Origin of the sequence: Rahnella ecdela, from assembly GCF_019049625.1 — a bacterium.
In the GTDB taxonomy this organism is placed as follows: domain Bacteria; phylum Pseudomonadota; class Gammaproteobacteria; order Enterobacterales; family Enterobacteriaceae; genus Rahnella; species Rahnella ecdela.
In genome coordinates, this window is the sequence record NZ_JAFMOY010000130.1 from 265,057 (window position 1) to 277,233 (window position 12,177).

The 12,177-nt window shown below is 51.0% G+C and carries 11 protein-coding genes and 3 pseudogenes; 5 read left to right on the forward strand and 9 right to left on the reverse strand.

Annotation, left to right across the window (positions count from 1 at the left end; all coding sequences use genetic code 11):
• Positions 1-4: 4 nt before the first annotated feature.
• Positions 5-1,294, reverse strand: a complete 1,290-nt coding sequence (locus tag J1784_RS18165) for an arsenic transporter (RefSeq protein ID WP_217150350.1) — start codon at positions 1,292-1,294, stop codon at positions 5-7.
• A gap of 46 nt (positions 1,295-1,340) precedes the next feature.
• Positions 1,341-1,661: a metalloregulator ArsR/SmtB family transcription factor gene (locus J1784_RS18170; protein ID WP_120508811.1), complete on the reverse strand. Its 321-nt coding sequence runs from the start codon at positions 1,659-1,661 to the stop codon at positions 1,341-1,343.
• Positions 1,662-1,747: 86 nt separating this feature from the next.
• Between J1784_RS18170 and arsH the strand changes: the two genes are divergently transcribed.
• On the forward strand, positions 1,748-2,452 hold the full coding sequence (gene arsH, locus J1784_RS18175) for an arsenical resistance protein ArsH (RefSeq protein ID WP_120508810.1): 705 nt from the start codon (positions 1,748-1,750) through the stop codon (positions 2,450-2,452).
• Positions 2,453-2,465: 13 nt separating this feature from the next.
• Here the strand turns inward: arsH and J1784_RS18180 are convergent.
• Positions 2,466-2,673, reverse strand: a pseudogene (locus tag J1784_RS18180) (ISNCY family transposase); the annotation flags it as partial.
• On the opposite strand from J1784_RS18180, the pseudogene J1784_RS26530 reads away from it, so the two are divergent.
• A pseudogene (locus J1784_RS26530) lies at positions 2,670-2,795 on the forward strand (LysR substrate-binding domain-containing protein); the annotation flags it as partial. The pseudogenes J1784_RS18180 and J1784_RS26530 overlap by 4 nt on opposite strands.
• A gap of 92 nt (positions 2,796-2,887) precedes the next feature.
• On the opposite strand, the gene J1784_RS18185 reads toward J1784_RS26530, so the two are convergent.
• On the reverse strand, positions 2,888-3,694 hold the full coding sequence (locus J1784_RS18185; RefSeq protein WP_120508809.1) for a tetratricopeptide repeat protein: 807 nt from the start codon (positions 3,692-3,694) through the stop codon (positions 2,888-2,890).
• A 237-nt stretch (positions 3,695-3,931) separates the two neighbouring features.
• Between J1784_RS18185 and J1784_RS18190 the strand changes: the two are divergent.
• Together J1784_RS18190 and J1784_RS18195 are read left to right on the forward strand one after the other, a co-directional pair.
• Positions 3,932-5,455, forward strand: a pseudogene (locus tag J1784_RS18190) (IS3 family transposase); the annotation flags it as partial.
• Positions 5,456-5,730: 275 nt separating this feature from the next.
• Positions 5,731-6,048 (forward strand): putative quinol monooxygenase, encoded by a 318-nt coding sequence (locus J1784_RS18195; protein WP_120508808.1) that lies wholly within the window; start codon positions 5,731-5,733, stop codon positions 6,046-6,048.
• Between the two features lie 117 nt (positions 6,049-6,165).
• Here J1784_RS18195 and fhuE read toward each other — a convergent pair whose 3' ends face one another.
• The gene (fhuE, locus tag J1784_RS18200; RefSeq protein ID WP_120508807.1) at positions 6,166-8,364 is read right to left on the reverse strand and encodes a ferric-rhodotorulic acid/ferric-coprogen receptor FhuE; all 2,199 of its coding nucleotides are present in this window, start codon (positions 8,362-8,364) and stop codon (positions 6,166-6,168) included.
• A gap of 279 nt (positions 8,365-8,643) precedes the next feature.
• On the opposite strand from fhuE, the gene J1784_RS18205 reads away from it, so the two are divergent.
• Positions 8,644-8,979, forward strand: a complete 336-nt coding sequence (locus tag J1784_RS18205; RefSeq protein WP_120508806.1) for a hypothetical protein — start codon at positions 8,644-8,646, stop codon at positions 8,977-8,979.
• A 56-nt stretch (positions 8,980-9,035) separates the two neighbouring features.
• On the opposite strand, the gene J1784_RS18210 is transcribed toward J1784_RS18205, so the two are convergent.
• The 4 genes from J1784_RS18210 to J1784_RS18225 form a co-directional block, all read right to left on the reverse strand.
• Positions 9,036-10,340, reverse strand: a complete 1,305-nt coding sequence (locus J1784_RS18210) for a PQQ-dependent sugar dehydrogenase (protein ID WP_217150351.1) — start codon at positions 10,338-10,340, stop codon at positions 9,036-9,038.
• Positions 10,337-10,777 carry a DUF2231 domain-containing protein gene (locus tag J1784_RS18215; RefSeq protein ID WP_217150352.1) on the reverse strand — a complete coding sequence of 147 codons (441 nt, stop codon included), beginning with the start codon at positions 10,775-10,777 and terminating at the stop codon, positions 10,337-10,339. Before J1784_RS18215 ends, J1784_RS18210 begins: the two co-directional genes overlap by 4 nt.
• A gap of 136 nt (positions 10,778-10,913) precedes the next feature.
• Positions 10,914-11,249 (reverse strand): hypothetical protein, encoded by a 336-nt coding sequence (locus J1784_RS18220; RefSeq protein WP_120133403.1) that lies wholly within the window; start codon positions 11,247-11,249, stop codon positions 10,914-10,916.
• Between the two features lie 89 nt (positions 11,250-11,338).
• Positions 11,339-12,079 (reverse strand): GntR family transcriptional regulator, encoded by a 741-nt coding sequence (locus tag J1784_RS18225; protein ID WP_238485585.1) that lies wholly within the window; start codon positions 12,077-12,079, stop codon positions 11,339-11,341.
• Positions 12,080-12,177: the final 98 nt, after the last annotated feature.

Here is a 12,177-nt window from a genome sequence, read left to right on the forward strand (position 1 = left end):
CTCATTAGAAAGTGACAGAGAGCCGCAACGCCAGCGCGGCCAGAGTGAAGAACAACACCGGAACAGTCATTACCATGCCCACCCGAAAGTAATATCCCCAGGTGATTTTGATATTTTTCTGCGACAAAACATGCAGCCACAGCAAAGTTGCCAGACTGCCAATCGGTGTAATTTTGGGCCCAAGATCGCTGCCTATCACATTGGCGTAAATCAGTGCTTGCCTGATGACGCCGGTCGCGGTGCTGCCATCAACAGACAGTGCGCCGATAAGAACCGTGGGCATATTGTTCATCACGGATGACAGAAAAGCCGAAAGGAAACCCGTCCCCAGAGTGGCTACCCATAACCCCTGATCCGAGAGATGATTTAACAGGGAGGAAAGATAGTGGGTCAGGCCGGCGTTGCGTAATCCGTAGACCACCAGATACATGCCCAGCGAGAAAATCACGATTTGCCACGGCGCGCCACGTATCACTTTGCCGGTGTTAATGGCACGCCCTTTCTTCGCAACAGCCAGCAGAAGCAGGGCGCCCGCAGCGGCAACCAGACTGACCGGCACGCCCAGCGGCTCCAGAGCAAAAAATCCCACCAGCAGTAAAACCAGAACCACCCAGCCGGTTTTAAAGGTTCCGGTATCACGGATAGCGGCTTTCGGCTCTTTCAACAGCGCCACATCGTAAAAAGCAGGAATATCTTTGCGGAAAAACAGGTGCAACATCACCAATGTTGCCGCGATAGCCGCCAGATTGACCGGCACCATTACGACAGCATATTCAGAGAATCCGAGTTTAAAGAAATCCGCCGACACGATATTGACCAGATTCGAGACAATCAGCGGCAGACTGGCAGCATCGGCAATAAACCCTGCGGCCATAACAAAAGCTAACGTTGCCCGCTGACTGAATCCGAGCGCCAGCAACATCGCAATAACGATGGGCGTCAGAATAAGCGCGGCACCATCATTAGCGAATAACGCAGCGACCATCGCGCCAAGCAGAACAATCCAGGTAAAGAGTAGTCGCCCCCGGCCATTGCCGAGGCGGGCAACATGCAGTGCCGCCCACTCAAAAAAACCTGATTCATCGAGCAAGAGACTGATGATGATCACGGCGATAAAGGTCGCGGTCGCATTCCAGACAATCTGCCAGACAATCGGAATATCAGCCAGATGAACGACACCTGTCAGCAATGCCAGGCCTGCGCCCAGAGAAGCACTCCAGCCAATCCCCAGTCCCCGTGGTTGCCAGATAACCAGAATGAGGGTGAATACAAAAATAGCACCAGCCAATAACATCAGAAACCCCTTACACATTCATTAAAATGCATGTGTTTCTACAAACTCAACAAGTAGCGGACGATGCGTTATCAAGTTTTTTGCGCACATTCTCTCTTTCACAATTCCACGCTGAATCAATAATGGCCGCAGCCCATGCAGGCATATGAGGTGACAACCGGTAATGCACCCATTTCCCTTCACGCCGGTCGATTACCAGTTCAGCCTCACGCAGCATCGCCATATGGCGCGATATTTTGGGCTGAGATTCTTCCGTTGCTGCACAGATATCGCAGACACACAACTCGCCGAATTCACGCAGCAGCATCACGATGGCCGAACGGGTTTCATCGGAAAGCAGTTTGAAAAGCTGAACTGGCTGTAGCATACATAACCTCGACATGAATTATTTATACATATGCTATTCCATATATGTTAGGTTTTAAAGCATAACTTACGAATCGGAGAATATTTATGACGCAGTTACCTGCAATCGAACCGGAATGCTTTGATGAGGCTATTGCCAGCAAACTTCAGCAGGGTGATGCAACCCAGCCGCGCATTCTGATCCTCTACGGATCAGTACGGGAACGCTCCTACAGCCGTTTTGCAGCTGAAGAAGCTGGGCGATTACTGACAGAAATGGGCGCAGAAGTGAAAATCTTTAATCCTTCAGGTTTGCCGCTGCCGGATGATGCGCCGGAAAGCCATCCCAAAGTGCTCGAGCTTCGTGATCTGGTCCGGTGGTGTGACGGAATGGTGTGGAGTTCTCCGGAAAGACATGGTGCCATGAGTTCAGTCATGAAGGCCCAGATCGACTGGATACCGTTGAGCGAAGGCGCAGTGCGTCCGTCGCAGGGAAAAACGCTGGCCGTAATGCAGGTGAGTGGCGGGTCGCAATCATTCAATACGGTAAACCAGATGCGGATACTGGGTCGCTGGATGCGGATGTTCACTATTCCCAATCAATCATCAGTGCCAAAGGCATGGCAGGAATTTGACGATGAAGGGCACATGAAACCTTCGGCCTGGTACGACAGGATTGTGGATGTCACCGAGGAGTTGTTCAAAATCACATTGCTTCTGAAAGGCCACACCGCGTTTTTGGCCGACCGTTACAGCGAAAGGAAGGAAAGCCATCAGGCACTTTCTGAACGGGTTAATCAGGAAAAGATCTGAGTGGCTTGCATGCCTTAGGTCCCCGGTTTTCAAACCTGTGATGGTCACAACCGTCAATCTGGATCAGCTCGCCGGTACAGGGACGGCGGTAACGGGGCTGATGAATTTTTGGGCGGGGGTCGTCTGCAGGGGATCCAGAGTCCGGCTTTTATCATGAGGCGTCTGATGGTTTCATTGCCAAGGATCAGACCATGAACGTCCTCGAGCTTTTCCCGTGCTAAAAGCCCTTGAAGCCTCGCTGGGCGGTCCGTTGCTGATTCGCACCAGTCGTCGGGTCGAACTGGTCGACGCCGGTAAGCATTTGGAGGCCGAAGCCATGCGTACATTGGAGCATATGGAGCATTATGAGTACCGGGAGGGTTATAATAGGGGGATGAATATAAATGGGATAGGAGCGAACAGGAAATAACAGAATAATTTCCTGCTATAAAATAATTAGTTCAAGCTGGATTTAGTGTTTTTATTAATCCAGTCAATTGCACCTGGAGTGCGAATCCAAGGTTTTATATTATTATTCACGTAAAAAATGGCTTCATCCATTCCACCTAACGTAATATATCCACTGTTAGACTTGGGCTGTAATCTGCACTTCGATAACAAGCCGGGGATGTGTCTATTAGAATTAATCGCAGCTTTAGCGATATCATCGGCATCTGGGGATAACTGCCGGTAGGCGAGGAGGGCGCGTGTATACTGAAGAAACGGGCGCATATCACCTGAATAATCATCCAGTAGCAAGGTCAGGTCATCCACCATTTCGAGTTCAAGGTAATAGTTCGCTAATAAATGACGAATCCCTTGGTTATCGCTAGGGTTGAGCTTAAGCATTTCGCGGTAATGAGCCATGGCCGGGTAGAAATTACCTGACTTCCATAAAGCATCAGCAAAAGCTGCTTTTGCTCTCATATATGGACGTGTTTCGACAAAACCCCAGAAATTGCCCGCGAATTCCTGAAAATCTTCGCCAAGTGCGATACTGGCAGCGTACAAAGCCGTTTCCAGATTACCAATTTTTGACTCAGGAGGCTCTTCAGATACCTCGCAGTAGAATGAATATGCGTCAGCACAAAGTGGGGATTTCTTGATAGCTTTTCTGATGAGTTTCAGCACAACTTCCAGGTCATCAGTTTCCCAGGCATCGAACATAAACTCCTGAGCCACAGCCAGATCCTGCTGTAATTGCTCGGAACTGACGGCATTTTTATATAAATCAACGCGCTTTTTAGTCGGGAATTTAATCATCTCAAGTATCCTTTTGGGTGCTACCCGGTACTTTGCAGCACTGATGGTCGATTCTACCGCTTTGAACTTGCCACAAACAAGCTCGGGTCTACCAGAACGAGGTTGATAGCCCGGATCTGTTCCTGGGCGTGCACCTGAGCCTTACGGCTGGGCGATTTTTTGCTTCCGGCTGTCGAGTCCTTCAGCTCCAGAAACTCGGGGGTGCGGACGATTACTTGGACTCTCGGGAGAGAGTTAATGCATTCATATGAGGACAGGGTTCGGGCTGTTGAACTCTATTATCGATATGGCAAAAAAGCCTCTATGGTCATCAGAGAATTGGGATATCCATCCATGAAACAGCTCGGTCGCTGGGTGCGAATTTATGAAGAAACTGGCGACTTACCAAAAGGATTAAAATCGAGACAGCGATACTCACAGGCGCAAAAAATTGCTGCTGTGGAACATTACCTGACGCATGGTGGTTGTCTGGCGTTTACTCGGCGAGCCATCGGCTATCCCAGCGACGTATTACTTTAACGTTGGATTGAAGAAATATATCCAAACCGGCGTCCTCTGATTGTCCGCTCAAATACAAATAAATGCTTCAGTCAGGAAGAAAGAGCTCAAGCCGTCCGTGAGCTCTGCAACCGAAGCGGAATCGCCCTTAAAGTTGCTCAAAACATAGGCGTGAGCGTCCCGGTCCTGTACAAATGGAAGAAAGACCTGCTCGACGATGAGGCTTATCGATCCATGCGAAGACGTAAAACATCAACTCAGAATAAAAACCAGGATGCATTGCTTGATGAAATCACGCGGCTTAAACAGCAGGTTCATCAGTTGCAGCTTGAACGCGATATCCTGACAAAAGCGAATGAACTGATAAAAAAAGACATGGGCATCAGCGTCCTGACCCTGAAGAACAGGGAGAAAACCCAGATCGTTGATGCCCTTAAGGAAATCTATTCCGTCGCTGAACTGCTCTGTGTTCTGAAGCTTGCCCGGAGTTGCTATTTTTATCACAAAGCGAGCCAGCGTCTGAATGATAAGTACGCGGAAATACGCATAGCCATGGCAAAGATCTTTGAAGGAAATTATCGCTGCTATGGATACCGGCGTCTGCACGCGACGCTCCGAGAGAACAAGCTCTGCATCTCTGAAAAGGTTGTCCGCAGGCTAATGACTGAGGAGCAACTCGTCGTTAAGCGAGCCAGGCAACGACGATACAGCTCTTACTGCGGAGAAATAGGGTCGGCACCTGAAAATCTCCTTGCCAGAAATTTTCGATCCTTCAGCCCAAATGAGAAGTGGCTGACTGATATTACTGAGTTCCACCTGCCGGCGGGCAAGGTCTATCTGTCGCCCGTAATCGACTGTTTTGATGGCAAAGTGGTGAGCTGGTCGATAGGAACACGTCCGGACGCAAAACTGGTGAATTGCATGCTCGACGACGCGCTCGATACGCTCAGAGAAAATGAAAAACCGGTGATACACAGCGACAGAGGCGGCCATTATCGATGGCCGGGTTGGTTGGATCGTATTAATGCATCAGGTCTTAAAAGGTCCATGTCGCGCAAAGGTTGCTCGTCGGATAACGCGGCGTGTGAAGGCTTCTTCGGGCGGGTCAAAAATGAAATGTACTATGGCAGAAACTGGGCGAGCACGACGCAGGAAGAATTTATCTGCTTCCTGGACAGGTACATACGCTGGTATAACGAGAAGCGAATTAAATTATCATTGGGTGCAATGAGTCCGGTTAAGTACCGGCAGCATCTGGGGATCACAACACAACCAGTCCAACAAAACATCCGCATCTCCAAAAGTGACATTATCAAATGGGACTTACACACCCAGTGCGCATAATCATGATTATGTTAAATTGAATGCATCAATCAATGAGTTCATCATTCATACCCCATCCCACCAATCGCATATTGACTCATTCAGTATTGATTCAGTCGTATTGGCTGGCACAATGACCAACTCATAACTACCCTGAATAATCCGTACAGGATTGTATAAATCCAGAATAAATCACTGACAATCAAAGGCCCCCTATGAGCGAAGTAAAAATTGTTGCCACACTGACCCCGTTGCCCGAATTTATCGACACTATTAGAGATGCCGCATTGGCAATGGTTACTCCAACGCATCGTGAAGCAGGATGCTTGCAATATGATCTGCATGAAAGTCATGCTGTACCCGATGTACGTAACCTCGAAAATAAAGGTAAGGTGTCATTCGTATTTATCGAACGCTGGAAGTCTGAAGAAGATTTGAAAAAACACGTGGCAATGCCTTACCACGATGATTTTCTCGATATCCTGAACGGTAAACTGGAAACCCTAAACGTTCAGCGTCTAACACAGCTGTAATAATTCGCGCATCATTCACATCCCCTGTACAAAAATTCGACGCATTACCTGAACCAGGCATAAAAAAGGCAGCGACGGAAATCCCGATGCTGCCCTGATAGTCTTTATCGCATCACATCAGAACGCATAATTCGCGCTGACCGACACACTGCGCGGTTCGCCGTAAACGGCGTAGTCACTGAGCCACGAGTAATAGGTGCGGTCAAACAGGTTGTTGATGTTGGCCTGAACCGACAACTGTTTTGTCACCTGATAACGGGTGAACAGATCGACAATCGCCGTGCTGCCCTCTGATACCCGTTGAGTCTCGCCGTCTGGCCCGGTTGCATCCTGGAAGGTGCGGTTTTGCCAGTTCACGCCGCCGCCGACTGTCAGATCCGGCATCATCGGCAACTGGTATCGACTGAACAGTTTCAGCTGGGTCTGTGGCATATTGCTGTTCAGGCGGCTGCCGGTGTCGTCTTTCGCCACATAACGCGTCGCACCGAAGGTCATTTGCAGATTGTCAGTGACTGCGCCACTCAACTCAAACTCAGCCCCTTTGCTCACTGTACCATTTGCCGCAACGTATGCCTGCTCGCTGGAACCGTTGACGTGATCGCTGCCATCGGCCTGGGGGACATTATCCTGCTCAATGCGGAACACCGCGAGTGAGGCGTTTAGACGACCGTCCATCCATGCCGATTTCAGGCCAGTTTCGTAGTTTTTACCCGTAGTCGGTGACAGATAATGGCCGTTGATATCGCGGTCTGTCTGCGGCTGGAAGATGGAGGTGTAACTGGCGTAAGCCGACCAGGTATCGTTGATGTCATACACCAGCCCGCCGTAGGGCGTCATGTTGTTCTTCTGCATGTTGCCGCTGCTGCCGTTGCTGGTCCACTCTGTGTAACGCGCACCGACGATCAGCGAAAGTGGGTCAGCCAGCGAGAAGCGTGTAGCAAAATAGCCCGCTTTCTGACGAACCACATCGTCGGCGTTCAGGTACCAGTCGCCCCACTCCGGCTCGCTGACGCTGCCGTCCCAGCTGTTGCCAAAGCTGCCAATGGCGTCGCTGTCAATGGCCCCATCGGAACTGTAAGTCTGGTTATGCTGGCGGCTGTAGCTAAGCCCGGCGACCATCTGATGCTGACGACCAAAGAGTTCAAACGGCCCGGTGGCATAGGTATCCACCGAATCCACTTTGCGCGTGCCACGGTCTTTACTGCCAAAACCGCTCAGCCCTTCGCCGGTGGTGTGATCCGGGAAATCCATCAGATACAGCAGCTTATCGTTGAATGTTTGCTCGCCATGCGTGCCGTTGACCCGCCATGTCCAGCCGTTATCAAAGTCGTGTTTTACGTTGGCAAACACTTTACGTGACTGAATGGCGTAATTCGTCCAGTCGGCGGAGGTATTGGTGGTGCGGTCGTAATGGGTCCGCGAGCCGTCGGTGTACCAGGTAGGCAGGCCGCCCCAAGTCGGATTTCCGGTGTTGGTTTCCTGATAATCATAACCGAGGGACACCGTGGTGTTGTCAGTCACATCGGCGTCGACTACGCCGTAGAAGAATTTTTTACGCTTGTGATAACGATCCAACCAGCTGTCCTGATCCTGATAGCCCGCCACGATCCGTCCGCGCACTGAACCTTCCTGATTCAGAGGGCCGGAAGCATCCAGCACATAACGTTGTTTGTTCCAGCTGCCATAGCTGGCACTGATATCGCCGGTAAATTCTTTGCTGTCAGCATGCTTACGCACCATATTTACCGACGCCGCCGGATTACCTGCGCCGGTCATCAGACCGGTTGCACCACGCACCACTTCGATACGGTCATAAATCGCCGTGTCTTCCGCTGCATCGCCAAAGTTCCATGTGTCGCTGACGGACGAAGGAATATCGTCATAGGTGTAATTGTTGATGTAAAAGCCACGGGAAAAATAGGATACGCGTTCGCTGTCGATCACTTCCGTGGAGATGCCCGTGGTGTTGTCGAGCACATCGCCGACCGATTGCAGAGCCTGATCCTGCATACGCTGTCGCGTGATCACACTGACCGACTGCGGAATATCGCGCGGGGTCAGGTTAATTTTGGTGCCTGCGGTCGTCGTTTTAACCGCATAATCCTGCTTGTCACTGCTGGCGTCGGTAGGCGAGCCTTCGATCACCATATCCTTCGAGTCACCGGACGTTGCGGTATTTGCCGCGCTGTTGGTTTCCGCCGCCCAAACGGGATTGATCGCTACAATAATAACCAAAGCCAGTGATGAAACGGTAAAGACTTTTCTTACATCCGTTGCGCAAAACTCCGCGACTTTTCCCCTGCCAGTAAAGGACATAACGCATTCTCGTAAAATTTTTTGAGGACGCGACACTGTTTCTATTTTTATTTTTTACAAGAACAGTTCGCAATGAGAACGAGAATAGTAATTATTAACATTGTTATTGTCGTGAGGAGGTTAATTTTTATTGCGTAACAAATTATTAATGTGAGTCGAAATCAGGAATGGGAGGGACTCGTCAGCACCCGAAGGCATGTTTCAGACTATTCTGTGACCGCATCGATGCCCATCCGCCTGATGTCTTCTACCCTTAAGTGTTCCACATAAGGAGACGCTATGAGACGAATCATGCTGGCCCTCACCCTGCTTATCGCGGGTACCGCCACCGCCGAAGACACCACGGCGCAACACACTCCCGCCACCTATATCAATATCCTCTGCAGTTCCGCGCTTAATAAACCTGACGGTTCGGCGGATTATTTCCGTAATCGGATCAAGGATGTGTCAACGCAGTCGCAGTCACCTTCAGCGATAAACAGAACGGAATTTGATGAGGATGAAGCCGATAAGGTGATTGAAACCTGGACGTCGCTCAGCAAGGCTGAACGCGAAAAAGTGACGACACAGCAGCAATGTCAGGACACGCTGAGCAAACGCTATCAGGCCGGATAAAGGTGGGTTATTGATAAAGGAATGCGGCTCCCTGTCCGCATTCCATGAGAAAGATTTTACTGCGCCTTACTGACGCGCCAGACCACGTTGCCCGCATCGTCCGCAATCAGAACGCCACCCTGCTTATCCATTGCCAGCCCGACCGGAAGACCGCGAACCTGTTTCTGATCGTCAGTCAGGAAACCCGTCACGACCGGCTGCGGGAGTCCCACCGGTTTACCGTTTTCGAATTTCACCCACATCACCTGATAACCGTTCAGTGGTTTACGGTTCCAGCTGCCGTGTTCACTGACGAACGCGCCGTCGCGATATTGCGGCATATTATCGCCGGTATAGAACAGCAGTCCGAGCGGAGCAACGTGGGAACTGATGGCGTAGTCCGGCTTGATGGCTTTCTCCACCAGATCCGGACGCGGCGGTTTCACCCGTTCGTCCACATGCTGCCCGTAATAGCTGTAGGGCCAGCCGTAGAAACCGTGTTCCTGTACCGACGTCATGTAATCCGGCACCAGATCAGAACCAATTTCATCACGCTCATTCACTACCGCCCAGAGTTTTCCACTCTGCGGTTCCCATTGCAGGCCGGTCGGATTACGTAAGCCGCTGGCATAGATCCGGCTGGCTCCGGTTGCGGCATCCACCTCCAGGACAGACGCCCGCCGGTCTTCTGCCCCGATGCCGTTTTCAGTGATATTGCTGTTGGAACCGACGCCCACATACAGTTTGCTGCCATCCGGGCTCGCCAGCAGGGATTTCGTCCAGTGATGGTTAATCGGACCACCCGGCAATTGCGTGACGACTTCGCCCGGCGCGGTGATCTGCGTTTCGCCGGTCTGATACGGATACTTTATCAGGCTGTCAGCGCTCGCGACCCACAACGTATTCCCCGTCAGCTGAATACCGAACGGTGAATTAACATGTTCAATGAACGTGTGTTGCTCCCATTTGCCGCCGGTATTCCGCAGCAGCGTGATGCGGTTACCGCCCTCACCGCCTTTGCCTGATGACTTCTGAACCAGGCCCATAATCAGCTCTTTCGGACGAAAAATGAGCTTTTTCGTCGGCCCGTTTGATTCCGCTACCAGCACATCGTTATTAGGCAGAACGTACACCTGACGCGGATGTTTCAGCCCTTCGGCAATTTTCTCGATTTTCAGTCCGTCGGCAACTTTGGGCATTTCACTGCTTTTCCAGGGAATGCCTTCCGGCACTTTCATCGGTGGCATCAGAAAGTTTTGCGCTTTTGGCAGTTCAGGATCTGCCCCGATCTGTTTTTTCGGATCAATCTGCGAACTGTCGTCACAACTGCTGAGCAGCGCCGCCAGTACGCAGGCGGATAACAGGCGTTGATAATTTTTCATCGCAGAGTCCCTCCTGCAACCGGCAGGCGAAATGCCAGCTGAACATTGCCCAGTAAAAGAAGCACCACCACCAGTGTGGAAAGAATAACGCCAGCAGGAACCACCGCATAAGCATCACGGCTGTGAATAAAAGCATTGAAAATAGCCAGCACAACCGCCACGAGATTCAGCCAAAAATGCAGTTTCAGCGCGCTGACAGAAACGGATTTCGGCCCCGTCCATACCTGAAAAAGATTAATCAGTCGTGGAATAACAGCGATGATCAGCCCAAGTACAATCAGCCAGTTCGCCGCATCGGTCCACATGGTGATAAAGGTTTTCATATAGAGGATGTCGAAAATCCAGGCAGCGACAAAGAACCCCAGAGGAATGGGATTTAACAGTTCGTACAGCGCCGTTGCAACTCCACGGCGTGCCGAATTCGGATGCGTTTGCATGTCTTTCTCCTTTGACTAATCCGGAGCTGTCAGCGCCAGAAAATGGCACCACAGCCAACAGGTGTACCTGTAATAGATTAGTAAAGTTGAAGAATACTGCCGAAGTGATTGTCACAAAGGAGGATTGCGCGCCCTGTCAGGTAAACGTCATGGCCCAGGTAATAACGCCCGCCACGACGGTGGTAAAAGTCAGGGCAACAAGGAAAAGAATGTCAGTTATCTTCTCCAGAACGGGGTTACGACGCTGTTTGCGCGTTCTTAACGTCCAGTAAGACATGATGGTGGTGGCCAGATAGAGGATTGCGTTGACCGCCAGCAGATCATCACCCAGCGTGCCTTCGCGCCGCAGCGTGGTGATCACCTGAAAAATCCCGATAACGGTAATACATACGCCGACCATTCCGGCTGACGCGGTAAAGATATGCACGCAAATATCTTCATCTAACCGGGCATTGTTTTTCGTTCTGAGCATGGCCGTTTCGCCCCGCTGAAAAATGGTGTCTTTCAGCTATCAGCGTAGCCTGTCTTCGGGGCGTTGCACGGCTCGGACAACGGTTCACATCACGAGAAGTTTTCCAGCACAGAAAGAAACGTATGCCGGTCGCCGTGGCCTTCGGTTAAACGTACCCGCCCTTCGATGTCGGCAAGATGACTGTCCATCAGTTGCTGCGCTTTGGTCAGGTCTTTTTCTTTGATAGCCGCCACAATCATACGGTGATGATCTGCACCGCAATCATCTTTATGATCTTCTTCATACAAAGACATCACCAGTGAAAGGCGCGCAACAATCTTCGCCAGCATTTCGGTCAGCACCGGATTTCCGGCGATTTCCGCCAGAACGATATGAAATTTGCCGGAAAGCACGGTTTTCGATTTTTCATCGCCATGATGATGAATGTGCTCTTCCTCGTCCGCCAGTTTTTCCAGCGCTTCAAGCTGTTCAGCCGTAGCACGCTCCACGACCAGTTCGAGCAACAGAGCCTCAATTTTACGGCGTGCCTCAAACAGGTTTCGGGCCTGTTCAATGCCAGGTTCCGCGACAAACGTGCCACGATTTCGTTTACGTTCCAGCAGATGATCGCTTTCCAGCACGCCCAGTGCGCCGCGCACCACGGTGCGGCTGACGCCAAAGTGTTCGGCAATCGCCTCTTCAAGAATTTTTGTGCCTGGCTTTAACGCACCTTCCCCGATAGCGGCCGCCAGCGTGGCGCGGATCCGCTCGGAAACATCGTCGTTATTATCAGCCGAACTGGCCGCGACCGGCGCTGTCCTGGCGCTTTGCGTGCGCGTTTTCTTCATCATTTTCTCCAGGTTAACTCTCAGTCATACACCTTTATTCAAACTATTTGCCTCAAGACAAATTGTCCGGATACGCTCAGGTTAATTATCCCGATAAGAAT

Bases quoted from the DNA above. Each gene is read 5' to 3' on its own strand.
- J1784_RS18195 (WP_120508808.1), top strand. From the start codon at position 5,731: ATGAGCGAAGTAAAAATTGTTGCCACACTGACCCCGTTGCCCGAATTT.
- J1784_RS18215 (WP_217150352.1), bottom strand. From the start codon at position 10,777: ATGCAAACGCATCCGAATTCGGCACGCCGTGGAGTTGCAACGGCGCTG.
- J1784_RS18205 (WP_120508806.1), top strand. From the start codon at position 8,644: ATGAGACGAATCATGCTGGCCCTCACCCTGCTTATCGCGGGTACCGCC.
- J1784_RS18220 (WP_120133403.1), bottom strand. From the start codon at position 11,249: ATGCTCAGAACGAAAAACAATGCCCGGTTAGATGAAGATATTTGCGTG.
- arsH (WP_120508810.1), top strand. From the start codon at position 1,748: ATGACGCAGTTACCTGCAATCGAACCGGAATGCTTTGATGAGGCTATT.
- fhuE (WP_120508807.1), bottom strand. From the start codon at position 8,364: ATGTCCTTTACTGGCAGGGGAAAAGTCGCGGAGTTTTGCGCAACGGAT.
- J1784_RS18225 (WP_238485585.1), bottom strand. From the start codon at position 12,079: ATGATGAAGAAAACGCGCACGCAAAGCGCCAGGACAGCGCCGGTCGCG.
- J1784_RS18185 (WP_120508809.1), bottom strand. From the start codon at position 3,694: ATGATTAAATTCCCGACTAAAAAGCGCGTTGATTTATATAAAAATGCC.
- J1784_RS18210 (WP_217150351.1), bottom strand. From the start codon at position 10,340: ATGAAAAATTATCAACGCCTGTTATCCGCCTGCGTACTGGCGGCGCTG.
- J1784_RS18165 (WP_217150350.1), bottom strand. From the start codon at position 1,294: ATGTTATTGGCTGGTGCTATTTTTGTATTCACCCTCATTCTGGTTATC.
- J1784_RS18170 (WP_120508811.1), bottom strand. From the start codon at position 1,661: ATGCTACAGCCAGTTCAGCTTTTCAAACTGCTTTCCGATGAAACCCGT.